This is a genomic window from Pseudomonas sp. Sample_14, from assembly GCF_004307515.1.
In the GTDB taxonomy this organism is placed as follows: Bacteria; Pseudomonadota; Gammaproteobacteria; order Pseudomonadales; family Pseudomonadaceae; genus Aquipseudomonas; species Aquipseudomonas atacamensis.
Genome location: NZ_RCOC01000067.1, coordinates 82,406 through 106,701, shown reverse-complemented (window position 1 = coordinate 106,701; position 24,296 = coordinate 82,406). Strand labels below are relative to the sequence as shown.

The 24,296-nt window shown below is 57.0% G+C and carries 24 protein-coding genes; 11 read left to right on the top strand and 13 right to left on the bottom strand.

Annotation, left to right across the window (positions count from 1 at the left end; translation table 11 throughout):
- Window positions 1-6: 6 nt before the first annotated feature.
- The 5 genes from D8U61_RS16050 to folE form a co-directional block, all read right to left on the bottom strand.
- A complete protein-coding gene (locus D8U61_RS16050; protein ID WP_110600551.1) occupies window positions 7-810 on the bottom strand; it encodes a DUF1206 domain-containing protein in 804 nt (267 codons plus the stop codon).
- Between the two features lie 126 nt (window positions 811-936).
- On the bottom strand, window positions 937-1,242 hold the full coding sequence (locus D8U61_RS16045) for a DUF6482 family protein (RefSeq protein ID WP_016774774.1): 306 nt from the start codon (window positions 1,240-1,242) through the stop codon (window positions 937-939).
- Between the two features lie 14 nt (window positions 1,243-1,256).
- A complete protein-coding gene (locus D8U61_RS16040) occupies window positions 1,257-1,967 on the bottom strand; it encodes an SDR family oxidoreductase (protein ID WP_130927277.1) in 711 nt (236 codons plus the stop codon).
- Entirely contained in the window at window positions 1,964-2,506 is a 543-nt protein-coding gene (locus D8U61_RS16035; RefSeq protein ID WP_130927276.1) for a DUF3833 domain-containing protein, read from the bottom strand. Before D8U61_RS16035 ends, D8U61_RS16040 begins: the two co-directional genes overlap by 4 nt.
- A gap of 45 nt (window positions 2,507-2,551) precedes the next feature.
- On the bottom strand, window positions 2,552-3,109 hold the full coding sequence (gene folE / locus D8U61_RS16030; RefSeq protein WP_016774771.1) for a GTP cyclohydrolase I FolE: 558 nt from the start codon (window positions 3,107-3,109) through the stop codon (window positions 2,552-2,554).
- A 353-nt stretch (window positions 3,110-3,462) separates the two neighbouring features.
- On the opposite strand from folE, the gene D8U61_RS16025 reads away from it, so the two are divergent.
- Together D8U61_RS16025 and D8U61_RS16020 are read left to right on the top strand one after the other, a co-directional pair.
- Window positions 3,463-3,774: a hypothetical protein gene (locus D8U61_RS16025; protein ID WP_130927275.1), complete on the top strand. Its 312-nt coding sequence runs from the start codon at window positions 3,463-3,465 to the stop codon at window positions 3,772-3,774.
- A 175-nt stretch (window positions 3,775-3,949) separates the two neighbouring features.
- Window positions 3,950-4,360 carry a hypothetical protein gene (locus tag D8U61_RS16020; RefSeq protein ID WP_130927274.1) on the top strand — a complete coding sequence of 137 codons (411 nt, stop codon included), beginning with the start codon at window positions 3,950-3,952 and terminating at the stop codon, window positions 4,358-4,360.
- 152 nt (window positions 4,361-4,512) lie between these two features.
- Here the strand turns inward: D8U61_RS16020 and D8U61_RS16015 are convergent, their stop codons facing one another.
- The gene (locus tag D8U61_RS16015) at window positions 4,513-5,472 is read right to left on the bottom strand and encodes a LysR family transcriptional regulator (RefSeq protein ID WP_130927273.1); all 960 of its coding nucleotides are present in this window, start codon (window positions 5,470-5,472) and stop codon (window positions 4,513-4,515) included.
- A gap of 89 nt (window positions 5,473-5,561) precedes the next feature.
- On the opposite strand from D8U61_RS16015, the gene D8U61_RS16010 reads away from it, so the two are divergent.
- The 3 genes from D8U61_RS16010 (at window position 5,562) to D8U61_RS16000 (ending at window position 8,406) form a co-directional block, all read left to right on the top strand.
- Entirely contained in the window at window positions 5,562-6,380 is an 819-nt protein-coding gene (locus D8U61_RS16010) for an NAD(P)H-dependent oxidoreductase (RefSeq protein WP_130927272.1), read from the top strand.
- Window positions 6,377-6,667, top strand: a complete 291-nt coding sequence (locus D8U61_RS16005; protein ID WP_122706234.1) for a hypothetical protein — start codon at window positions 6,377-6,379, stop codon at window positions 6,665-6,667. Before D8U61_RS16010 ends, D8U61_RS16005 begins: the two co-directional genes overlap by 4 nt.
- Before the next feature lie 284 nt (window positions 6,668-6,951).
- Entirely contained in the window at window positions 6,952-8,406 is a 1,455-nt protein-coding gene (locus D8U61_RS16000) for a TrkH family potassium uptake protein (protein ID WP_125927065.1), read from the top strand.
- A gap of 59 nt (window positions 8,407-8,465) precedes the next feature.
- Here D8U61_RS16000 and D8U61_RS15995 read toward each other — a convergent pair whose 3' ends face one another.
- Window positions 8,466-8,951 (bottom strand): DUF6130 family protein, encoded by a 486-nt coding sequence (locus D8U61_RS15995; protein ID WP_130927271.1) that lies wholly within the window; start codon window positions 8,949-8,951, stop codon window positions 8,466-8,468.
- 410 nt (window positions 8,952-9,361) lie between these two features.
- Here D8U61_RS15995 and D8U61_RS15990 point away from each other — a divergent pair, with 410 nt between their 5' ends.
- Window positions 9,362-9,742 (top strand): hypothetical protein, encoded by a 381-nt coding sequence (locus tag D8U61_RS15990; RefSeq protein ID WP_122507382.1) that lies wholly within the window; start codon window positions 9,362-9,364, stop codon window positions 9,740-9,742.
- Between the two features lie 72 nt (window positions 9,743-9,814).
- Here D8U61_RS15990 and D8U61_RS15985 read toward each other — a convergent pair whose 3' ends face one another.
- The 6 genes from D8U61_RS15985 to D8U61_RS15960 form a co-directional block, all read right to left on the bottom strand.
- Window positions 9,815-12,205, bottom strand: a complete 2,391-nt coding sequence (locus D8U61_RS15985) for a TonB-dependent siderophore receptor (RefSeq protein WP_130927270.1) — start codon at window positions 12,203-12,205, stop codon at window positions 9,815-9,817.
- 121 nt (window positions 12,206-12,326) lie between these two features.
- The gene (locus tag D8U61_RS15980) at window positions 12,327-13,307 is read right to left on the bottom strand and encodes a FecR domain-containing protein (protein ID WP_130927269.1); all 981 of its coding nucleotides are present in this window, start codon (window positions 13,305-13,307) and stop codon (window positions 12,327-12,329) included.
- A complete protein-coding gene (locus D8U61_RS15975) occupies window positions 13,294-13,812 on the bottom strand; it encodes a sigma-70 family RNA polymerase sigma factor (RefSeq protein WP_051600722.1) in 519 nt (172 codons plus the stop codon). Before D8U61_RS15975 ends, D8U61_RS15980 begins: the two co-directional genes overlap by 14 nt.
- 185 nt (window positions 13,813-13,997) lie before the next feature.
- The gene (locus D8U61_RS15970; RefSeq protein WP_122706226.1) at window positions 13,998-14,891 is read right to left on the bottom strand and encodes a LysR family transcriptional regulator; all 894 of its coding nucleotides are present in this window, start codon (window positions 14,889-14,891) and stop codon (window positions 13,998-14,000) included.
- A gap of 95 nt (window positions 14,892-14,986) precedes the next feature.
- Complete coding sequence (locus D8U61_RS15965; protein WP_122706224.1) at window positions 14,987-15,727, bottom strand: SDR family oxidoreductase; 741 nt, start codon at window positions 15,725-15,727, stop codon at window positions 14,987-14,989.
- Window positions 15,728-16,050: 323 nt separating this feature from the next.
- Complete coding sequence (locus D8U61_RS15960; RefSeq protein WP_016774759.1) at window positions 16,051-16,947, bottom strand: LysR family transcriptional regulator; 897 nt, start codon at window positions 16,945-16,947, stop codon at window positions 16,051-16,053.
- A 503-nt stretch (window positions 16,948-17,450) separates the two neighbouring features.
- Here D8U61_RS15960 and D8U61_RS15955 point away from each other — a divergent pair.
- From D8U61_RS15955 to D8U61_RS15935, 5 genes are all read left to right on the top strand, one after another.
- A complete protein-coding gene (locus D8U61_RS15955) occupies window positions 17,451-18,101 on the top strand; it encodes a hydrolase (protein ID WP_071172471.1) in 651 nt (216 codons plus the stop codon).
- A 380-nt stretch (window positions 18,102-18,481) separates the two neighbouring features.
- Window positions 18,482-20,194 (top strand): sigma-54-dependent Fis family transcriptional regulator, encoded by a 1,713-nt coding sequence (locus tag D8U61_RS15950; RefSeq protein WP_071172470.1) that lies wholly within the window; start codon window positions 18,482-18,484, stop codon window positions 20,192-20,194.
- Window positions 20,195-20,492: 298 nt separating this feature from the next.
- Entirely contained in the window at window positions 20,493-21,071 is a 579-nt protein-coding gene (locus D8U61_RS15945; protein WP_016774755.1) for a nuclear transport factor 2 family protein, read from the top strand.
- Between the two features lie 233 nt (window positions 21,072-21,304).
- Window positions 21,305-21,997 carry a hydrolase gene (locus D8U61_RS15940; protein WP_122507374.1) on the top strand — a complete coding sequence of 231 codons (693 nt, stop codon included), beginning with the start codon at window positions 21,305-21,307 and terminating at the stop codon, window positions 21,995-21,997.
- A gap of 299 nt (window positions 21,998-22,296) precedes the next feature.
- Window positions 22,297-24,192 carry an amidohydrolase gene (locus tag D8U61_RS15935; protein WP_225926642.1) on the top strand — a complete coding sequence of 632 codons (1,896 nt, stop codon included), beginning with the start codon at window positions 22,297-22,299 and terminating at the stop codon, window positions 24,190-24,192.
- Window positions 24,193-24,296: the final 104 nt, after the last annotated feature.

Genomic DNA, 24,296 nt, shown 5'->3' with positions numbered 1-24,296 from the left:
CGCCGCTTACAACGGCACATCCATTTCGATCCGGCGCCAGGCCGCTTCGGAAAAGCTGTACACCGAAAATGCTATCAGCCCCAACGCCATCAGCATCAACAGCACGCCGCCTGCCGGCAGATTCTGCAAAGCATCCAGCGCTTCCTTCATGCCGGGTGGATTGGTCGCCTGGTAAACCGAGCCGCTGACCGCCATCAACACTGCAATCTCGATAAACACCACGCCGCGGGCGATCAAGCCAAAGCGCGACACCGGGCGCACGTAACGCATCACTTCGTCATCCGCTTCGAAGTATTTCTCGAACGTGGCCTTCCAGCCTTTGATGATGTGGGCGATACCGACACCCAGCGGGATCAGCGCGATCAGGTAGATCAACAGGTTCGAGTGCTCGAATGACAGCAGCTGCGCGAGCAGATCCTTGGTCTTGCCATCGCCGGAGCCGCCCGAACTCCTGAGGCCACTCACCAACAGGCCCAGGGCGAAGAAGGCCAGCGCCGCGTTGACCAGCCCGCCGGCGAGCAGACCTGCGCGAATGACCAGGCCTTTGAACTCGGTGCCGTGGTGGTCGACATCGCGGATCGCTTGCAGCGCACGCCAGGCGGCGAAGGCCAGCAGGCCGGCGACCACAACACCGATCAGCACGTAGCCGAAGGGCTGGCTGAGCAATGCTTCAAGGCTTTTGTGACTGTCTTTCGGTTTGGTGGAGTCGTGCGCCGCCAGCAGCGCGAAGATGCCGATGATCAGATACAGAACGCCGCGCGCGGCGTATCCGCCTCGGGCAAGCAGGACAAGTGTGTGTTGAGTGGACATGGGATTTGCTTCCAGGGAATCGATGTGAAGCAGACCCGTGGACGAGGCAGGGGTTCGATAAATGCGTCGCCGGTGGGCGACGCGCGCTTTATCAGCCTGCCATTCAGCGCTCGCCTCGCTTCAGCGTCATAACGGCGTGGTCAGCGAAAATGGAATGCGCAGCTCTTCAACCGGCCCTGAATCCCGGCCGCACATTTCGTCGTGCACGCATTGCTGCACCAGTACGCAGGGAAACGCCGGCACGGTTTGCAGCAAGTCGCGAAGGTGGGTGATTGAACGCAGGTGCATTGGCTTGGCCGCGTCATCGAGCAAGGTGAACTGGCCCTGATCTACGCGAATTCTCGCCAGATAAAATCCACCTTCGAGTGACAGCAGCTCCAGTTCGCGAACTTCACTGTTGGCCGCACGTTCGGTGAGGGTTTGCAGATTCATGCTTCACTCCTTGCCTACCAGGGCAGGCGTTCTCCATCGTAGGCGAAGAAATGGCCGCTATCGGCCGGCGTCAGCGTGTCAATCAGACTCAGTAATTGCCCGGCGGCAATGTCTGCCGGGCGGGCGCTTGAGGCTCCGCGAAAAGGTTGCGACAACGGCGAGACCACCGTGCCCGGGTGCAGGCTGAGCAAGCGACTCTGCGGGCGCGTGCGCGAAAGCTCGATGGCGGCGGTCTTGATCAGCATGTTCAGCGCAGCCTTGGAGGCGCGATAGGCGTACCAGCCGCCCAAACGGTTGTCGCCGATGCTGCCGACTTTCGCCGACAGCATTGCCATCGCGCCTTGAGGCGCAAGCAATGGCAAAAAGTCGCGCAGCAGCAACGCCGGCCCCAGCGTGTTGACCTGGAACACGGCCTGCAGCGACTCGGCTTCGATCGCGCTGTAGCTTTTTTCCGGCTTGACTTGGTCGCGATGGAGGAGGCCGGCCGCGTGAATGATCAGGTGAAAGGGCGCTTGGCCTGCCAGTTCGGCGGCGGCGCTGGCGATCGTTTCGGGCTGCTCGAGGTCGAGCTTCGGCACGGTATCGCGTCCCAGCGTACGGACGCTGGCGCAGCGTGGATCCTGGTTCAAATGTTGGCAAAACGCCGTGCCGAGGGCGCCACTGGCGCCGATCACCAGAGCGCGATAACCGTCGCCGAACGAGGCCAGGGTCAACCCACTGCTCATGGGTTCGCCCCAGCGTTCTGGCGCCGGAAGAACACCGTCACCTGGCCGACCTCAATACCCCACTTGGACATACGGGTGCGGTTGATCAGCGTGTCCTCGTCGACCAGGTACATCCAGTCGTCCATGCTCATTTCGTAGGTCGAGTCGTCGACTGGCAGGTTCAGGCGATAACGCCAGTGGAAGGTGTTGCCTGCGATCTGGCCCTGTGCGACACCGACCACATCATGCGCGCGACCGCTCCACTGACCATTGCCCCCGGGAGTGAGGGTCCAGACTCGGCGTTCACGGGTGCCGTCGCTGTAAAGAAAACGCTCGTCGAGGATCAGGTTTTCACCTTCACGACGGCTGGCGATATCGACCTCGAAACGCTTGACCACTTCGCCGTTGCGCTTCTGGAACATTCCCCAGGCTTTGACGGGCTGGCTGAAGAACTGCTCCAGACTCAATGCCGGTTGCTGATCCGCATAACGAGCAACATCGACACTGCCGCAGCTTGCAATGCTGAGCGCCAGTCCTAACAGCAGCAGAAATCGGGTCATCTTCCTACTCCTTGTGCTTGTACAGTTAACAGGCTGTGTATAGGCCTAGCGTCGGCCGATGAGCTGGAGAAATTCCTGCCGCGTCGTCGAGCTGTCGCGGAAGGCACCGAGCATGACCGAGGAGGTCATGATCGAATTCTGCTTCTCGACACCGCGCATCATCATGCACATGTGCCTGGCTTCAATAACCACCGCGACACCGGCAGCATCGGTGATCTGCTGGATCGCCTGAGCAATCTGCCGAGTAAGGTTTTCCTGGATCTGCAAGCGCCGCGCGAACATGTCGACCACCCGCGCCACCTTCGACAGCCCCAACACCCGGCCAGTGGGGATATACGCCACATGCGCCTTGCCGATAAACGGCAGCATATGGTGCTCACACAGCGAATAGAGCTCGATGTCGCTGACGATCACCATCTCATCGCTCTGCGACTCGAACAGCGCACCGTTGGTGACGTCTTCCAGGCTCATCGCATATCCGTTGCACAGGTATTGCATCGCCTTGGCGGCGCGCTGGGGCGTATCCAGCAAACCCTCGCGTTCCGGGTTTTCACCGACGCCAACGAGGATTTCACGGTAATGGCTGGCTAGTAGTGGGCTCATTCGGGTTACTCGTGGCGGTGCGGGTTAGGGACACAGTCGGGTGAAAAGGTTGTACGCATACAGGTTGGCTGTATAGGTTTTATTCAAGATAGGCCGAAAAAAATCAACTGACAATGAATCGGTGATTTTTTTGTGCGGGTTTGGGATTTCAGGCAGGACAAACCTGGGGTCAGGTTTGGTGAGCGGCTTGCGTGGCGCCGATGTGCGGGCGTCTCAGCTCATAGCTGCCGGTGGCGGATGGCAGCTATCGGCCAGAGCGTACGCCCAGCGAACTTTTTTCAACCCAAAGCGCTCGTCATCATGTTCAAGTATTATTGCGTCGATGCTCGGACTATTCATAGGTAGGTTGATGCATGGCCAGAAGCATTAGGCTTCAACAGAAACTTCATTCAAAGTATCTCATTGAGGTAGCGGGAGAGGTGGTGCTTGATGACTGCCTTGTTGAAAAGCTATGGGCGCTCAACAGAGGTGACAGGTTTGAGTTGAACTCACGCTCCATCGGTTTTGGACCTGTTCAAAAATACCGCTTGGAATACGCGATAACGAGAGGCCCCATTCCTGGGCATTGGCTCTACAAAGAATTTGACCCAAAGGAACTGACATTATTTTTCACGGCAAAAGACTTTGCCGGCATTTGCCATGGCTGGACCTTGTTTGACGAGTGACCATTCACGGTTCGCTGCCTGGGAGGCAGCTTCCGGCCAAAAGCAGCCGTCCACGCATGGCCTTTTCCAGCCCCAAAAGATAATAATCGGAGCGGAGACGGCCTATTGAAAATTGGCTACATGGCTGAATACGCCTCTTCTTCAGCATTCCATTATCGACATCAGAGTAAGACTCATGGGCGCGCCCATCATTATCGGCAACAGCTATGACCTCTGGGTCAGCAACAGCATGAAAGATACTTTTTGCGAGGTACTCACCGCTGTCGCGGCCTTGGAAGGCCATGATGTGAAGGCTTTATATGAGGAGGCACCAGGTGTGGCCGGCACCTATGGTGTTCCAGGCGTGGGTATCCTTCTCGACGAGTTCTTTCTCTATCTTGGTGGATTTTCCGGGGTTCGACGCCACCTCGATGTTTGCCGAGTACGGCTAGACGAAGTCAGAGAATCTTGCGGACTGTCGCCAGTTGCTGCCGAGCGCATGGCACAAGTACTGGCATGGGCCGCATACCATATGGATGGCAACCCGATCCCTGTAGGCGGCTCTTTCTATGAGAGCTGGCCTCCTGACGAAGCTGAAACAAGGTAATACCCGCCTGCTTTCGGCCAAAAGCAGTCATTCAGGTATGCCGATAAAAACCCATAATCGGCCATAAGTAGATGGATGTAGATTTATTGCCTCAGCGGGCTTGCAAGAGCGAGCCAACCAGCGAGCCTTTGACCTATCGAGTACTCGACACGCTAGCTTGTCTGGACGGGTTTTAAGGTCGTCAGAGATCTTGGGTTGCCATAATCGGATGCACGAGAATCGGCCACGCGAGTGATGAACTCACGTACCCATTTGAAGCCGGCGTGCCCATCCGACCGCTCATGCCAGAACAAGCCAATCGCAAAACCTTCCACCGGCAAGGGAGGGGCTACGCACAGCAGTTGCTCGCTGCGACCGTCTACAAGACGACTTGGAACCAGGGCCACACAATCCGACTGCGCGACCAACTCCGGTACTGGAAGGAATGACGACGCTGAATGAACGACGTTACGCCGCAGCCCACGCGCTACCAAGGCGTGATCCACCGAGGTAGAGAAGCCTCCGCCGCGCAGTGACACCACGACATGTTCCAGCTGCGCGAACTCATCCACGGTCAGGTCCGCGCGCAGGCTTGGATGCCCACGACGCCCGATCAGCACGTAACTCTCATCATAGAGGTGTTGCGAGTGCAGTGCGGGCGGAACCCCGTTCATGTTTATCACGGCCAGGTCCACCTCGCCGCGGGTCATCTGCAGCTCCAGCTGTGGTACGTCCAGGATGCGCAGTGCGATGCGAACACCCGGCGCTTCGCGTCGCATGGCGACAACGAGATGTTTGATCAAAACCGCCTGCACGTAATCCGTGCAGGCGATTGATACCGTCAGGCTCGCCGTCGCGGGCTCGAAATTCAGATGAGTAGTGACGGTCGCCCTTACCTGGTCAAGTGCCTGGCGAAGCGGCACGAGCAGCTCCAAGGCTTTGACGGTGGGCGTCATTCCACGCTGCGCGGGGATCAGAAGAGGGTCGTTGAAGACGTCGCGCAGACGGCTCAACTGAGCGCTGACTGCTGGCTGGCTCAAATACAGACGGGCGGCAGCCCGGGTCACGTTCTGCTCAATGAGAAGGGCCTCCAACGTCACAAGCAGATTTAGATCAAGGCGTCTGGTATCCATCGATCTTATGTTAGCAGCAAAATTTTGAGATTTCACAGATGGCCCGAGCCCCGCGACACTCCTTCGAAATCACAGCGGAGCCGTCCTTCATGTCGAAAAAAGTACTGATCATCTATGCCCATCCCGAGCCTTCGTCGCTAACGCGGCAACTGGTGGATGTGTCTGTTGAATGCTTGACTGCGCAAGGACACGAGGTCCTGCAATCCGATCTATACGCCATGGGCTGGAAAGCGATATTTGACGAGCACGACTTTCCTCAGCGGGCCAACCCTCAGCGGCTCTCGTTCGGAGCAGAGTCCGCCCACGCCTATCGTCATCGCAGCCAAAGCCCTGACGTGGCGGCGGAGCAAGACAAGGTTCTAGCGGCAGACGTAGTCATCTTCCAGTTTCCGCTCTGGTGGTACGGCATGCCTGCCATCATGAAGGGATGGATAGATCGCGTCTGGGCAGCCGGACTCGCCCACGGCTACAAGGACGCTGGCAACGCCTACCGCTATGGTGACGGCGCTTTCAAAGGCAAGCGGGCCATGTTGTCAGTCGCTGTCGGCGGCCCCGCAGAAGACTACTCGCTGCGCGGCATCAACGGACCACTCGAGCAATTGCTGTTTCCGATCACGCACGGCTCGCTCTACTTTCCTGGGTTCGATGTGCTGCCGACGTTCGCCATATACGGCACTGGCAACTTGACCGCCGCAGATGCCGTCGCAGCCAAAGAGGCTTGGCGCACCCGACTCGAGGATTTGTTCACAGATGCGCCAATACCTTTCCGGCCCCAAAACGGTGGGGACTACACTCCCCGCAATGAGCTTAAACCGCATGTGGCCGTGGGCCAGAGCGGCATAATGGCGCACGTCGCGTATGCTGAAACAACCCAGCGCAAGCAGCTGAAAACGGAGGAGGTGTCATGAAAACCTTCGTGATTCTGACTCGCCGTGCTGATGGAGCGGCAGAAGACTTCAAGCGGCTGGCGAAACCGGAGGTAGTGCACGTTTGGCAAGGCTTCGCTGGCGGTATCGTGCGCGCAGTTCATGGGCTGGCCGATGGTCCCGGTGCCGCGTTTGAACTGGAGTCCGTCACCTTCGAAGAGGCGCGTGATTACATCGAGGCGCTGCCTTACGTCAAAGGGAATCTGCTACACGTGCAGTACTGCGCGCTCAAGCCCTTCTCTGATTACGAGAAACTCGTTTCCTCCTGATGAGCGATCAGCGCAGATCAACTTCCGTTTGCACGGCGCTGCATGCTGCAGCCAGATTTAACGCGCAGCATGCAGCGTCAGGCCGGGACTCGTTTGATGCGAAGAGGGCTGGCACTGGCGGCTTCTGCCGTTTCCGGCCTGTTGCGAAGGCCTGTAATCGACTCATAGCCACGCTTTGACTCCCGCAGCCTAACTGATTGCAGGTCAAAATTTTACGGAGAATTTACGCAGTCTTTATTGAGGGCATCCGATACTGCGCGGCGCTAATTTGGAACGCTATCGTGATGTCCCTCGCAGCAATTCGGCTTATCGGCTTTATCTTGGGTATTTTTCTGATCACCCTGGCGGTAAGCATGGCTATACCCATGGTCACGCTGGTGGTCCATGAGCGTAGCGACGATCTGTCGGCCTTTCTCTGGTCGAGTCTGATTACCTTCATCTGTGGTCTGCTGTTGATCATGCGAGGGCGTCCGGAGACTGGCAATCTTCGGCCCAGGGACATGTACCTGTTGACTACCGCTAGCTGGGTTGTTGTGTGCGCCTTCGCAGCGTTACCCATGGTTTTCATCAGCGATATCAGCTACACCGATGCGTTCTTTGAAACGATGTCGGGCATCACAACCACTGGCTCGACGGTACTCACCGGTCTGGATAGCGCCTCTCCCGGCTTGTTGATCTGGCGTTCCATGCTGCACTGGCTAGGCGGCATCGGTTTTATCGGCATGGCTGTCGCGATTCTTCCGCTCTTGCGAGTCGGCGGCATGCGTCTTTTCCAGACAGAGTCCTCGGACTGGTCGGAGAAAGTGACACCACGTTCTCATGTTGCAGCCAAGTACATCCTTTTGCTCTATCTGGGCCTGACGGGTGTCGGCACTTTGGCGCTCTGGCTCGCAGGAATGACCCCATTCGAAGCGATCAACCACGCAATGTCGTTGATCTCCACCGGCGGGTTCTCGACGTCGGACTCCTCCCTCGGGCACTGGGAGCAGCCAGCAATTCACTGGGTGGCGGTAGTCATCATGATCCTGGGCAGCCTGCCATTCACCTTGTACGTCGCAACCTGTCGGGGCAATCGGCGTGCGCTGATCAGGGACCACCAGGTACGCGGGTTTATTGGATTCCTGCTCGTCACATCGTTGGCAGTAGGTACCTGGCTGTATTTTCACAGCGACTACGGATGGTGGGACGCGTTTCGTATCGTGGCGGTCAATGTGACCTCGGTCGTCACGACCACCGGAATTGCGGTTGGCGACTACACCTTGTGGGGCAGCTTCGCTGTGTTGCTGTTTTTCTATCTGACCTTCGTCGGTGGCTGCTCCGGCTCAACGGCAGGCGGGCTGAAAATCTTCCGTTTTCAGGTGGCTGCCGCGCTTCTGGTCAGCAGCTTGAAGCAGTTGATTCACCCTCGGGCCGTGATTCAGAAAAAATACAACGGCCATCCCATCGACGAGGAGATCGTCCGTTCGCTGCTGACCTTCTCGTTTTTTTTCACCATCACGATTGCCGCCATCGCTTTGGGCCTGGCACTGATCGGGCTTGATTGGATTACCGCTCTGAGCGGTGCCGCTACGGCGGTGTGTAACGTCGGCCCCGGCCTGGGCACAATCATCGGCCCGGCAGGTAATTTCTCGTCACTGCCGGATGCAGCCAAATGGCTACTCACCGTTGGCATGCTGCTAGGCAGGTTGGAAATCCTGACGGTGTTGGTGCTCGTGACCCCGGTCTTCTGGAGATATTGAGCCAGTCAATCGCTGGCAGAGACGCCGATCATTGCCTGTTTCGGTGAATAGCACAGCAGTCATGGTTTTACCGCGTGATGATCGTCAGTACGGGGAGCGTCCATCGGTTTCTTCTCCGGTACTGTAAAACTCACTGTCGTACTGGTGATGATCTGGTGCGTCGGGTCGGCCACTTCCATGAGAACCTTGTGAGGACCGGGCGTTAGCCCGACCAGGATAATCGGGTCTTCACTGGTGTGCGCCCACGTACCTTTCCAGTCATCGACGGTCACGTGAAGGTGACCTAAGCGTGGTGATACCTCAGCAGCCACTTTGCCAAAAACCGGCATGATCCTGGCGTGCTCTGTTCGAAACTGGATGATGACCACTCCACGGGCGAGCGGCTCGGCAAGCGGCGGGTAGGCAATGAGTCTCGGCGCACTCTCGGATGCCAAGGGCAGTATCGCCGGCGGAGAATCGCTGTCTGCTGCCCCTTGTCCGAGCACGGATGTGCAAAAGAAGACACCCACAGCCAGGGCAAATAGACTTCCGGGAGCGAGTGACATGATCTGTTTCTCCGCGTGATTTCATTCAAGCGTAGATCAACCTGGGTATTGCCCGCGGCTCATTTGAAACTGGAATCATCTAACGTATTTCATCGATACTGACTGGCCGCTTCTGACCGATCTTCTTGTCACGGATCGCCAAATACCCAAAAGCGGCCACCCTTGTGTTTGTGTACTATCTCAATTCGCTAGCGCCAGTGAGCGCGGGTCTCGATACCCGCTTTGTCACCTTTATCTGATGACAGTCCAAGTCGACCTCTGCCGAATAAGCCCCGGGGGAAAACGGGACCACCCAATCAGAAGCTGCTTTCGAACCATAGCTGTCGCTAAACAGCAAATCTGCCAAAATGCTTTCTAACAGGCTTGTCCTGAATTCATCGCAAAACCGAACTCACGAGTACTTTGATCATATGGCCACAGGTCTTAGTGATGCCGAGCTTGATTACGTACTGGGGATGATTGAGAAAGCCCCTAACACCGAATTAAATGTTATGTGTGAGCACCTGCAGATCGACAGCCGCGATCTTCTCAATCAGTTGGCGATCTCAGTGGCAAGGCTGTTTATCACCGGCGGCCGCGATTTTCACTACTGTGATGAGGTGATGAATATTGTCATCAGCGATATCGTCGATCTGTCCTTGTACGCAGAGATGCCCGAGCCGGCATTTTCGATCTATCAGGCATTTGATGCGGGCGAGTATTGGCACAGCGGCGATGACCGGGAGGTATTCCCTTGGGAGAGGTGGACCCGTCCTGAGCTTGAGAGAATTTTGCGTGAGGTCGGCGGCTAACAACCAAGTCGAAGGTGCCCGCGGTAACGCGGGCACCGTTTTCTGTGTGGGGAAAAACGCTGACCCGCCTGCTTACCAGTTGTAGCTCAGCTTGGCGGTAATCTCGCGGCCCGGGTTGTAGAAGTTCGCGGTGCCGGAGCCGACCACGTGCTGCTCGTCCAGCAGGTTGCTGACGTTCACCGCCAGGTCGGTGCCCTTGGCAATTTTGTAGTTGAAGGCAGCGTCGAACAGCGTGGTGCCATCGCTTTTGCCGGAGTTGGCTGCATCGAAGTAATAAGCGCCGACGTAGCGGGCACCCAGGCCCACGCTGACATCAGTGGCGGGTACGTCGTAGTAACTCCACAGCGAAGCTGAATGTTTGGGTGCCGTGGCGAACTCGTTACCCTTCAGCGAGCTGCCGTCGTACAACGAACCGCGCAATACTTCGGACTCCATGTAGGAATAGCCACCGATCAGGCTGAGGTTCTGCGTCACCTGCGCTTTGGCCTCCAGGTCGAGGCCACGCGCGCGCGATTCGCCTACCGTCTGCTGCTCGATGATGCCGCTCGGCAGCACCACGGCGATGGTGACGTTTTCCTGGGTCAGGTCATACACGGCGGCGGAGAACAGTGCATCCATTCCCATCGGCGCATACTTCACGCCCACTTCGTACTGCCTGCCTGTCTGCGGTGTCACGCCAACCTGCGGCGGCGAGACGGATTCGACCATGCTCACGTAGGTGGACACCTCATCGTTGACGATATAGGTCAACGCACCTCGGTAGGAGGTTTCGGAGAAGGTGTCTTTCTCAGTGGATTGCAAGCCTTTGCTGGTCAGGTCCATCGAGTCGTTGCGCACGCCCCCGGTGACGATGAAACGCTCGTAGAACGACAGGTTCTGCTGAAGGAAGACGGCCTTGGTGGTCGCGTCTCGCTTGTTGACGGCATACGGCGCGATTGAGCGTGGAACGCCAGTAAACACCGGGTTGGCAATGTCGATCGGGGTCGTCAGGGCGTAGACCGAGCTTTCCTTGGTGGTCGAATCGAGGTACTCCACGCCCACCAGGCTGCTGCTGTCGATGTTCTCGAAGCGGGCATCGTATTGCAGCATCAGATTGCCGTTGAACTGATCGGCTTCAGTGTCCGTGCCAAACAGGTATCGATCGACGGTGGTACCGACACGTGCGGCGCTGTCGCTGAGGTACACGTAGCCGAAATCATCGGTCAACTTGCTGTAACGCAGATTGCTGCGCAGCACAAAACCGTTGTCGAAATCATGGGTGACGTTACCGCTGAGGCTGGTGCGCTCGACATCGTGGAAGTTGTAGCTGGGCTCGCCATAAAACTTGCTGCGGTCGTATTCCCGATCCAGTGGATAGCCGCCGCTGTTGGGCGAACTCTCGGTTTTCAGGTAGTCCAGAATCATCGTGGCCGACGTGTAATCCGTCGGTGCCCAGGTGAGGCCACCCATAAACAACTGGTTGTCGTCCTGCGAGTGATCGTACTCGCGGTCGCTGTTCTGGCCTTTGGCAGTAAAGCGGCCGGCCAGGGTTTTCTCGTCGTTCAGCGCATCGCCGACATCGATGCCTGTCTCGACATGGTCAAACGAACCGTAGGTCACATAGCCTTGGCCAAACTTCTCGAAGCGCGGCTGTTTGGTCACGAAATTTACCGAACCGCCCGGGTCCGCAGGGCCAAACAGGGTGGAGTTGGCGCCACGCAGAATCTCGATGCGCTCATAGGCGAACGGGTCTTCGCGTACGCCGCGCATCGAGCTGAGGGTCAAGCCGTCACGGTAGGTGGTGGCCTGGAAGCCGCGGATCTGGAAATAGTCGTTGCGATCATCCGTACCATAAAAGTCACTGACCACGCCCGGCGTGTATTGCAGCGCTTCTTCCGTGGTGCTGACGCTGCGCTGCTGCATTTCCTTGTTGGTCACCACCGACACTGATGCCGGTGTATTGAGAATGCTGGTGGCCACCTTGCCGCCCACCCAGAGCTCCTTGGCAACCACCGAGTTGGCGTCGTCGTCGGCACTGACCCGAACCTTGGCATTGATGATGAGCGGGGCGAGGCGGTAGTCCTCAACAGCCGTTGCGTCGAGTTCCAGCGGGCCGGCGGTTTTTGCTTGAGGGGTCAGCAGGTAAGCATTCGGACCTTGCTGTTCGATCTGCAATTCGCTGCCCTGGAGCAAGGATGACAGCGCTGCCGATGTATCGAGCGTGCCATTCACGCCAGCCGTGGTGCGGTTCGCCACACTCGAGGCGTCGAAGGAAAGACTGATGCCAGCCTCGCGCGCAAAGCGGTCAAGCGCTGGCGCCAGTGGCCCGGGGGCGATATTCCACTGTTTGACCTGACTGCTCTGGTCAGCGCCCGAGGTTTGCGCCAGCGATGGCAATGCGTAGCTGCTCACGATCAAACCCAGGATCGCACCGTGCATGGCACGACTTAATGGATGGCGCTGTGAAACCGGGGACGAACTCATTTTCTCGCTCCAAGAAAGGACATCGGCAGACTGGCCTGTATTCCGGCCTTCCTTACAGGTCGAACGAGAATGAGAAACCACCTCATTATTTTTCAGGTAGCGAAAAAATATTCGGGTGGAGTCAGGTGGCAGCGGTTACGGTGACCCAGTAACGGGTTCGGTAATCAATGTGCAGGCGCAGTGACTGCGCGATCAATGCCAGGACCCGATCGTTGTCGGCGAGCTGGAAGGTGCCGGAAACGCGTCGATCAGCGACCTCTTCGGCGCAGCGCAGGACTCCTGGGCGATAACGCGACAACTCTGCGATGAAGTCACCAAGGCGCATATGGTTCGCACTGATCACACCGTCACCCCAAGCCCATAGATCAAGGCCGATGTCCCTGAACGTTCGGGTGTCACTTGAGGTGAACAGCAGTTGGTTTCCTGCCAGGACGTTGCGGCTCGCAGACGCTTGGCCGGAACCGGGGAAAACCGTGACTGATCCTTCCTGAGCTGCGACCAGAGTGCCGTCGTCACGCTCGCGGACCAGAAAGCGCGAGCTGTGGGCTCGCATGATCCCGTCGCGTGATTGCACCCACAACGGTCGCGCTTGCGGCGAGTGTTGATCCGCACCGACATTCACGATGATTTCACCACGGCGCAGGATGATCAGGCGCCGCTGGGCGTCGAAATCGCTGTCGAGGGCGCTATCGCTATTGAGCTGGATAAGGCTGCCATCATCGAGTTGGAAACGTCGTTGCTCGCCGGTGCTGCTGCGCTGCTGTGCAAGCATGGAGGGCAGGGGGGTGTAGTCGCGGCCGAGCCAGGCTGCCGTGCCAACGGTCGCCAATATGCCCAGTAGCTTCAGGCTCTCCCGCCGGCGCATTCCATGTTGGGCGCCCTTAAGGGTTTGTCGAGCCAGCTGAGCTGGTACGCCTTCAAATTCATCGCCAAGCGTTTCCACACGCTGCCACGCCAATCCATGCTCCGGGCGCTGCTGCAGCCAGTGCTCGAACGTGCGCTGTGTCTGTTCATCGGCTTGATTGAAGCGAAGGCGCACCAGCCATTGGATCGCCTGCTCGACAATGGCCGGATCCAGCGCCTCGGGCTCAGGCCTCGACATAACGCAAGCGATAGCAGTGTTGCAGGGCCGTGGCCAGATCGCGCTCCACCGTCGCGCGGGAAACACCGAGCTTTTCGGCGATTTGCGCGCAGGTCAAACCGTCGAGTCGGGCAAATAAAAACGCCTGGCGAACTCTTGGTTTAAGCGAGTCGAGCAGACGGTCTATGCGCTCGAGGGCATCAAGAATCATCAACCGGCTTTCTTCCGAGGGAACCTCGTGTTGCGGCAGCAAGGTGATGCTTTCCAGGTAGGCACGTTCGAGTTCGCGACGACGATACTGATCAATCATCAACCCGCGGGCAATGCTGCTCAAATAGGCGCGTGGCTCGCGCAGGGCGCCGGACTGATGGCGGTGCTTGAGCACTCGCACAAAGGTGTCCTGCGCCAGATCTGCGGCGTTGTCGCGACAGCCGATGCGCCGAATCAGCCAGCCCTGTAACCACGAGAAGTGGGTGCGATAGAGCAGCCCTGGATCTGCAGTACCTAGTGTTTCGTCGCTACGCATCGGCATCCCGGGACATACATGATTGATAATGAATCGCATTCTACTCAGGCGATTGATCTTAGGCAAACATGCGCAGCTCAGCGCCTGCATGCAGGCGAATGGCATGGTTGTGCAGGAACTACGAGTGGAAGATGCGTCCGGCAATTGGATAGATTGAACGCTCGCCGTCCCGAGTGGCTTGCCTTCTAAAGGGAGAGGACGTTGCCCGGGCTCACATCTGCGAACCAATCGACCAGCATGTCCGTCAGCACCCGTATCTTTCGCGCAGGGTGCTGGCTTTGGGGGCGAACAATGTAAATACCCGCCGGAACAGGGGGATATCTGTGCATGACGGACACCAATGCGCCAGATTTGATGTGCTCGTCGATGACGCTGTCAGAAAGGTACCCTAGACCCAGACCTGCAACGGCTGCCGCGGCGAGCGCGACAGGATTGTCAGCCTTGAAGCGCCCTTGGGGATTAACCATGATGGACTTTTGGCCATCCATAAACCGCCAGGTTTCCGCACCTTGCATAAGAGATTCATGCGCAAGAATCTCGTGGGGAGCCTCTGGCGCTCCATGTGTACTCACATAGCCTGGGCTTGCCACGAGTTTGCCGTGAATGCTGCCCACACGCTTTGCGATGAAATTGGAGCTCTGTAAATGGCCGACCCGAATAGCACAATCGAAGCCCTCGCCAATCAGATCGACGATACGATCGCTGTAACTTGCATGAATGTGCAGGAGAGGGTGGCGTCGCCCCATTTCAGCAAGCACGGGGGCAATATGTGTCGGGCCGTACGAGATCGGTGCTGCGATCCGGAAGCGACCTCGAAGGTCTCCATCTGGAACAATGGCGTCCCTGGCCGCGTCAAACTCAGCGACGATCCGCGCCGCATACTCTCGCAAGGCGGCTCCCGCTTCGGTGACAGCAGCACCACGGGTTGTCCTGGCCAATAGCTGCACACCCAGTTGGGTTTCCAGCTTCAGAAGCCTGCGGCTTATTATCGATTTCGCAACACCCAGTCGCCGGGCCGCCGACGAAACACCGCCCGCGTCGGCTACCTCGACGAAGGTTCGAAGATCATCAATATCCAATGCTTCCTGCCTCTGCAAATGGCCATTAGTGCGTTTCAACCCCTGACCAACAGTCCATGGCTGCCGTCCACTGCGGACAGCTGCCTGAGCGTTAGTCAAGCGATCGCACCGCCGTCCACGGTCAGGATGGCGCCAGTGATCAGGCTCGCGGCAGGACTGGCCAGATAGACCACCGCACTCGCAACCTCGCGAGGCTCGCCAAAACGTCCCAAGGACGACAGGCTCCGCTGAAAGTCGCCGGCGGGGCCGAAGGCTGGATTTGCGTCGGTGTCGACCGATCCCGGCTGAACAAGATTAACGGTTATGCCGGTGGGGCCGAGTTCACGTGACAAACCCCGGGTGAATGCGAGCAACGCCGACTTGGACATTGCATAGGCTGTTACACCCGCAAAGGGCACCCGCTCTGCCAGTCCCGAGCCAATTGTGATGATTCTTCCGCCAGCGGGCAGATGCGGGATGACCGCCTTTGCGAACAGGACGGGGCCTCGCACGTTGATATCCATCAGTGCTTGATAGTCGTCTACATCAATGTCGGCGATCATTCCGTTCAAGCCGATAGCCGCGCTATTGACGAGAATATCGAGGCCGCCCAGCGTCGAGATGGCCTGCGCGACTGCGCATTCAATGGCTTGCGGGTTGGCACTGTCGGCTTGAATCGCGATAGCACGACGCCCTTTATCAGCGATGAATTTGGCCACTGCCTCAGCTTTTTCCGTCGACTGCTGGTAGGTGAACGCAACATCGGCGCCATTCTCTGCCAGTGCCACTGCGATAGCGGCGCCGATCCCGCGAGCTCCTCCCGTCACCAACGCACGTTTTCCTTCCAAATCGATCATTACTCACCTGTCTGGCATGCAGTTATTTGGCCGCGCGCATTCACCAGGGATGGTGCAAGCGTGCCGATACGGGGGCGGATATTAGGGATCCAGTTCCTTGGTTTGTAGTCTCGTGGGTTGTATTACTGTGTCGCACAAATCGGAACATCCAACCGGGTGTTGGCGTTATTCGCGAGTGAGGAATGAAACTTTGGAGAAATATTCGGGTGCGCTGATCAGGACTGGACGTATTAGCCGCGATAGCTCTGATGGATCAATAAGTAAGCTTGGTATCCATACTTTGCTTTCAGGACTCACTCTAAGGGAGCTTGCAATCGGGTCTTTCAGCTCTGTGGCGACTCAGGAATATGTGCCGCCTGGTCGCAGTATTCAAGCAGCAATTCGGTGAGCACCCTTATCTTTCGCGCAGGGTGCTGGCCTGGCGGTCGAACTACATAAGCGCCTGCTGGAGGCGGCGGATAATCCGTCATGATCGCTACAAGTGCGCCGCTCGCCAAATGCTCATGCGTGACCCAGTCAGGTAACCAGGCAATGCCGATGCCGGCCAAAGCTGCGGCCAGCAATGCGGTGCCATTGTCGGCTTTGAACGTTCCCTGCGGGCGCACCGTAACCATCGTGTCACCATCCATGAATGACCACGATTCATTGCCTTGCATCAGTGCTTGGTGGCTGACGACTTCGTCGGGTGTTTCGGGCGCTCCATGCGCCTTGATATAGACGGGGCTTGCCACCAATTGGCCAAAGATCGGTCCGATACACCGGGCGATCATGTTGGAATCGGGCAGGTAGCCCACCCGTATCGCGCAGTCATACCCCTCGGCGATGAGGTCAACGAAACGATCGGTGTAGTTCGTTTGCACATGAAGCTGTGGGTGACGCCTGGCCATTTCCGCGAGGATCGGCGCGAAATGTATTGGCCCCAAAGTCAGGGGCGCGGCGATCCGCAGGCGGCCACAAAGCTCGCCGGAAGGCAAGATCGCATCGCGTGCCGACTCGGCCTCAGCGCATATTCTGGCGGCGTAGTCGCGGAAGGTCGCCCCAGCTTCGGTAAGGGCCGCACCGCGGGTGGTACGCGCCATCAGTTGCACGCCCAGCTCTGCTTCCAGGCGGGCAAGCCGGCGACTGACGATAGATTTCGACGTGCCCAGGCGCGTTGCCGCACGGGAAATGCCGCCGGCATCGGCCACTTCTACAAAGGTTTCAAGCTCTTCTATATCCATTTCCACGTTCCTTTTTTTGTCACGCAGCTACGCACGGAATGCGACTACCAGAACGTACATCTGAACTGCACATTACGGAGTTCGCGCCTTGGCGCCAATAGCGGTTCCCGGGGACGTCCTGATCTGTGCGTACATGGGGCCGCTTTTCGAGCGGCCGGCAGTGCGTGCGAGTGTCGACAAGCTGCTACAGGATGTATTGCGGGAGCGTATACGGGTTGTCATTGAACGGGCCTTTACCCTATCGCAGGCTGCTGCGCATGACTTCGCGGAGCGAAGCAAACCGCTGGGGCGCGTCGTCATGAAGCCGTGAAGCCATCGCCAGAGAATGGCAGCAAAAACCGTGGCGTTCCTCATTGCGCGACACAGTTAGTCATTCGCTGCTACTACCCGAAGGTTTGAGGGCGCTGCACAGTGCATGAGGCATCGCCGCTCATAAGGCGCGCTGCACGGAAACTGATCCCGCAAATAAACGTGCCAACCCACGGCAACAAGAGGATGGATTAATGGCTTTTCGTAACGGTCTTGCTTCGCTTCTTCGTCCAGAAGACTCCGTACTTGTGTTGATCGACCACCAGCCTTTTCAACTCACCAATCTCAATAGCCACGATCCGCACGCAGCGGTCAACTGTGCGACAGCATTGGCGAAGGCTGCGAAGGCGTTTAACGTCCCGACCATTCTGACCAGTGTGATTGCCGAGCGTGGCGGTTGGATCTTTCCGCAAATCACCGACGTTTTCCCCGGTCAGGAGGTGATTGACCGAACGCTCATCAATACTTGGGAAGACAAGAAAGTAGTGGACGCGGTCAAGGCAACAGGCCGCAAGCAATTGGTCCTGGCTGGCCTGTGGACTGAGGTCTGCGTCGCCATGCCAGCGATTCAAGCACTAGGCGAGGGCTGGGACGTTACCGTGGTCACCGACGCGTGCGGTGGCGTTTCGGTCGAAGCCCATCAAGTCGCCATCCAACGCATGGTCGGCGCCGGGGCAAATGTCATGACCTGGTTGGCAGTCATGGCTGAATGGCAACGCGACTGGGCACGCCTCGATACGGCAGGCGCTGTAACCGATGTGCTTCTCCAGCATGCTGCAGGTAGCGGCATTGCTTATCTGTGGGAGCAGCAATTGCTCGACACGCCGGTACCCGCTGAAGGTTGATCAGCACGGGAGTGAGGGGCCAGTGAAGTACCGCTTTGCCAGGGAGGCGCCCCATTCCCGCGTTCATCGACGGCCGATACTGAAGGCGTGCATTCGCAATCTGCCGGGATATTGCGAATGACCAATACCTAGTCCAACACAGCACATGGCCGGCTCGGGCCAGATCACCAACATTAAGCCTGGCTGACTTTGGCGCTTGGTAACTGCCTTCATCTGCCCGCGAAGCCCGTGCACCGTCATGTCTTTGCATCGGGAGGCCCGCTGGCTCTGCGTAGCAATGCACTAAAATCCCTTCATATCGCGATCGATTGTTTCGGTGCTTTCACTCGGCGCCACAGCTTGATCAAGACCGCTCAAAACAATAATCGAGGTCTCTCTCAATGGCTGTCAGTTACAACCCTGAGCTCCACTATTCCGGCTTTCACGACCTGAGCGACCAGGTTCGTTTTCAAAGCACGGAAGGCAAGATCTGGTTTGGCGAGCAGCGCATGTTGTTGATGCAGGTATCGGCGATGGCTAATTTTCGCCGTGAACTCATCAATAGCCTCGGCGTCGACCGCGCCAAGGGGTTCTTCTTGCGCCTTGGCTACCAGTCTGGACTCAAGGATGCGGAAATGGCCCGCAAGCTCAGACCAGACAGTCCGCAGTTGCAGATGTTTCTGGTCGGCCCGCAACTGCATTCCCTCAAAGGTATGGTCAATGCGAAACCCATTCAGTTAGAGCTGGATCAGGAGAGCGGCCATTTTTATTGCGAGCTCGAATGGATTGACTCCTTTGAGGTCGAGACTTGCCTGACTGAAGTCGGCCTGATGGAGGAACCAGTCTGTTGGTCTTTGTTGGGCTACGCCTGTGCGTACAGTTCTTCATTCATGAAACGCGAAATCATCATCCAAGAAACGACCTGTCGCGGATGCGGGGATGAGCGCTGCATCATTATTGGTAAACCTGCCGAGGAATGGGAGAACGCCGCAGAATTCAGACAGTACTTTCAAGCCGACCCAATCATCGAGGAGCTGTATGAACTGCAATCACAGATCAGCTCTCTGCGTAGAAGCCTGGAGAAGCAGGAAGCTCAATTCTATGGAGTAGGGCGCTCGCCTGCCTATTTGAAGGTATGCAAGATGATCGACAAGGCTGCCAAAGGAAAAATTTCCGTCCTGCTGCTCGGAGAAACTGGCGTCGGCAAGGAGGTCATCGCACGGAGCGTGCATCTGCGCAGTGATCGCGCCGAGCAAGCGTTTGTCGCAGTGAACTGCGCTGCCATTCCTCAGGACCTGATTGAAGCCGAATTGTTTGGTGTTGAAAAAGGCGCTTTTACCGGCGCCAATCAAACCCGCCCAGGACGCTTTGAACGGGCCAACGGAGGGACGATTTTTCTAGACGAGGTGGTGGAGCTGACGCCCAGAGCGCAGGCGACATTACTTCGGGTACTGCAAGAGGGTGAACTGGAACGGGTAGGCGATTCCCGAACCCGCAAGATCAACGTGCGAGTCATCGCTGCTACCAATGAAAGCCTCGCCGACGCCGTCGAAGCGGGCCGGTTTCGCGCCGATCTTTATTACCGCTTGAATGTGTTTCCGGTGCAGATTCCCCCACTGCGCGAGCGACTTGAAGATCTGCCACTGCTGGCCGAGCACTTTATAAGCAAATTTCACTTGCAATATCACAAGCGAACGCTGGGTTTATCAGACAAAGCTCTTGAATTGTGTCGCCGCTACGCCTGGCCGGGGAATATTCGCGAATTGGAAAATACGATTGAGCGTGGCGTCATCCTGACCGACAGCAACGAGACCATAGGCCAGGATGCACTCTTTGCAGTCTTCCCAAAAACAGACGATTCGCACGGTGATCGTCTCAACTCTGATGGCGCGTTAGTTCAGGCTGGCGGTGAAGAACCTTGTCCCGATTGGGTTACGCAGATCTTTGATAAAAACATCAGCCTGGATGCTGTGGAAGAACGGCTGATGCGCCGCGCCATGGAGCTTTCACACCAAAACGTCTCGCAAGCCGCTCGCATGCTCGGCTTGACCCGGCCGGCACTGGCCTATCGCCTGAAGAAAAGCGGCTTGTTGCATGACGAGAGTCTTGAGTGACTTTGCGTGGCCGCCTGGCGGTTCACCGTGGACCACGCTTGAGCTGGATTGATCAAATCAACAAAACCTCGCCGAGACTTCATCAAATGATCAAACAAGCCCTTCGATAAACTCCGAGCCCGATACTCGCGACATCACATTAAGTTATATGTCATTGATAAATATCGATTTATATAAGTTTTATAAAATTGGCATAGCCCTTGCTCCAGTACCAATTGTCGCTTTTCGACACGTAGCAATTTGCAACATGGGTTGGATGACCGCGAATCGCAAAATCGTACTCATAAATGGAGAGTTCATGAATACTCGAAGCATCAAATTGATCACTGCAGCAATGGCGCTCGCCTCATGGTTAGTAACAATCACTCCAGCGTCGGCGCAGTCAGCTACTGAAGCGCAATCTGCTGCTTCACTAGCGGTTGTCGTGGAATTCCTGGCCAATACCGCACCCGATAAAGTCGAAGCCGCGGCAATGAGGTTGGCAGCTCCAGACGCCACCTATGTTTCTCTAAACTTTGACAATCCAGAACTCAGAAAAATCATGCCGTGGACCGGCACAAACAAAGGTCCCAAAGCCTTTAGCTCTTTGTTTTTGCAGGTCTCAAACTACTGGAAAATCGAAGACTTTACGATTACTACCAAAATCGCTTCCGGCGAAGATGTCGCGATTTTCGGTAAGTTCACCTACCGCTCCGTGGCGGTCGGACATCTGTTCACATCACCGTTTTCCATCCATGCGAAAGTTCAGGATGGAAAGATGACCTATTTCCAGTTCATGGAAGATACCTACGCGTCTGCCAGTTCGTTCCGGCAGTCCGGTTCATGGACCGTGAAGACATCCAAAGATGCACTTCCCTTCAAGGTGGGAGCGAATTAGCCGCAGATGATGTGCACTTGCAAAAGCAGCCTGGCAAGCGTTTTTCGGGCATTTAACTGAACCCCGCGAACGCGGCTGAACAATGCTGCATTCGTAAATTCAAGGGGCTTTTCGGCACCCCTGAACTCGTCCGGAAAGTGGCTTTTAGCACTACCAGGACGGGTAGCGTTCTGCTTGCGCAGCCACGCATAACGCCGCTTTCGTATTGCTCTACTTACCAAAGGAAATCCGCCATGTCCAACAAGTACTTAGAAATACTGACCCCGCAAAACAGCCAAGTGATTTTCATCGACCACCAGCCCCAAATGGCCTTTGGTGTGCAGTCGATAGATCGGCAGGTGCTGAAAAATAATGTCGTGGGGTTGGCCAAGGCTGCCAAAGCGTTCGGCATACCTACCACCATCACGACTGTGGAAACCGAGGGTTTCTCTGGCAATACATACCCTGAGTTGCTAGCGGTATATCCGCAGAACAAAATCCTCGAACGTACTTCAATGAACTCCTGGGATGACCAAAACGTTCGTGATGCCTTGGCAGAGTCCGCCATTGCCGGCCGTAAGAAGATCGTCGTATCCGGCCTGTGGACCGAGGTCTGCAACACGACCTTCGCACTGTCCTGCCTGCGCGATACAGACTATGAAATCTATATGGTTGCCGACGCCTCGGGAGGCACCTCGGTCGACGCGCACAACTACGCCATGGACCGCATGATTCAGGCCGGTATCGTACCGGTTACCTGGCAACAGGTGCTGCTCGAATGGCAGCGGGATTGGGCGCGCAAGGAGACCTATGAAGCCGTGATGGGGATCGTGCAGGAACATTCCGGCGCCTACGGGATGGGTGTGGATTATGCCTACACCATGGTGCATAAGGCGCCTGAGCGGGTGCAACATGGCGAGCACATCGGTCCAAACCCTGCTAAATAAATCCGTTATGCAAGAGCTGTCGCGCAGGGCTGACGCGATAGCTCCACCCATCGGCGTTATTGTCCAAAACACGAGGTGGAGCATGAGGATGTATGCAGTTTAAAAGTCCAGTCAGACGTGAGTAACCGGTTTGCAAGGTTCGCTATTCCCTGAAGGCCCTGGAAACGGGCTTTATATCTGTGAGGCCTCTACCTATGACATCGCGCCGAAAACTTCTCCAGGCCGCCTCCACCTTAGCGTTAGGGGGTGTCTTTGGACGCAGCGCTTTTTCCGAAACGCTAAGTAGGGAAGGGCCCAATATGACCGATTCAATTCCGGACATCATTTTCCACAATGGCGAGATCACTACACTGGATCGCGCCAACCCAGTCGCCCACGCCGTTGCAATCAAAGACGGCAAGTTTCTGGCTGTAGGGTCAGACCAGGAAGTCATGGCGCTGGCTGGCTCAGCCACAAAAGTTGTCGACCTCAAGCGCCGTTGTGTGCTCCCTGGCTTAGTCGATAACCATACCCACATGGTCCGCGGCGGCCTTAACTACAATCTGGAATTGCGCTGGGACGGTGTGCGTTCACTCGCTGACGCCATGGACATGCTCAAGCGCCAAGTGGCTAACACTCCAGCACCGCAGTGGGTTCGCGTGGTAGGTGGCTTCACTGAACACCAGTTCGCTGAAAAGCGTTTGCCAACCATAGCCGAGATCAATGCGATCGCGCCCGATACACCTGTATTTCTTCTGCATCTCTATGACCGGGCCTTGCTCAATGGTGCGGCCTTGCGCGCGGTCGGCTACACCCGAGATACCCCCGAGCCACCAGGCGGGAAAATTTACCGCGATGCCAATGGTGCGCCTACGGGCCTGCTGTTGGCCACGCCCAACGCGACGATCCTTTACGCCACGTTGGCCAAGGGACCGAAGTTGCCCTTCGACTATCAGGTCAACTCCACTCGCCATTTCATGCGCGAGCTCAATCGCTTGGGTGTGACAGGGGTTATTGATGCGGGCGGCGGTTTCCAAAACTATCCCGACGATTACGCAGTGATCCAGAAGTTGGACAACGATGGGCAAATGACGGTCAGGTTGGCTTACAACCTGTTCACTCAGAAACCCAAGGAAGAGAAGGAGGATTTCCTCAAGTGGACCTCCAGCGTTAAGTACAAGCAAGGAAACGACTACTTCCGTCACAACGGCGCGGGCGAAATGTTGGTGTTTTCCGCTGCCGACTTCGAAGATTTTCGCCAGCCGCGACCGGACCTGCAGCCCGAGATGGAGGGAGAACTGGAGGAAGTTGTGCGCATCCTCGCAGAGAACCGATGGCCGTGGCGGTTGCATGCCACCTACGACGAAACCATTACCCGAGCGCTGGATGTATTTGAGAAGGTCAACGAGGACATCCCCCTCGCTGGCATCAATTGGTTCTTTGATCATGCCGAAACCATCTCGGACAAATCGATCGACCGTATCGCCGCGCTCGGCGGTGGCATCGCTGTACAACATCGTATGGCTTATCAGGGGGAGTACTTCGTCGAGCGCTACGGCGCCCGTGCGGCGCAAGCGACCCCGCCGGTAGCGCGCATACTGGAAAAAGGGGTGAAAGTGTCTGCAGGCACCGATGCCACCCGGGTTGCCTCCTACAACCCCTGGGTTTCGCTATCCTGGATGGTAACCGGTAAAACGGTGGGCGGTCTGAATCTGTACCCTCAACGAAACCTGCTTGATCGCGAAGCGGCGTTGCGGATGTGGACAGAGAATGTCGCCTGGTTTTCTAACGAAGAGGGCAAACGTGGTCGCATCCAGACCGGTCACTTTGCTGACCTGATTGTGCCAAGTAAGGACTACTTCTCTGTGCCTGAAGAGGAGATTTCATTTCTTACCGCCGATATGACCGTGGTTGGCGGGCGCGTGGTTTACGGGGCCGGCCAATTCGCCAGGTTTGACGACAACCCGCTACCGCCCGCCATGCCTGACTGGTCGCCGACGCGTACCTTTAAAGGTTATGGCGCTTGGGGAGACCCAGACGGAGCAGGCAGAAACTCGCTGGCTCCGCTGCGCGCCCAAGTCGCGGCCTCGTGCGGCTGCGCAAGCTTTTGCGGCCTGCACGGTCACGATCATGCCGGTGCATGGGGATCCAATGCTCCAGTATCGGACCCTCGAAGTTTTTTTGGTGCCTTGGGCTGCTCCTGTTGGGCCGTGTAAAAATGGGCCGGTGATCGATCAGCTATCCTATGAGGGTCATCGGCCATTACTCCTGCACTGCCAGCGCCTCAATCAATTCTTGGGTGGTCACGATTGAATGAGAC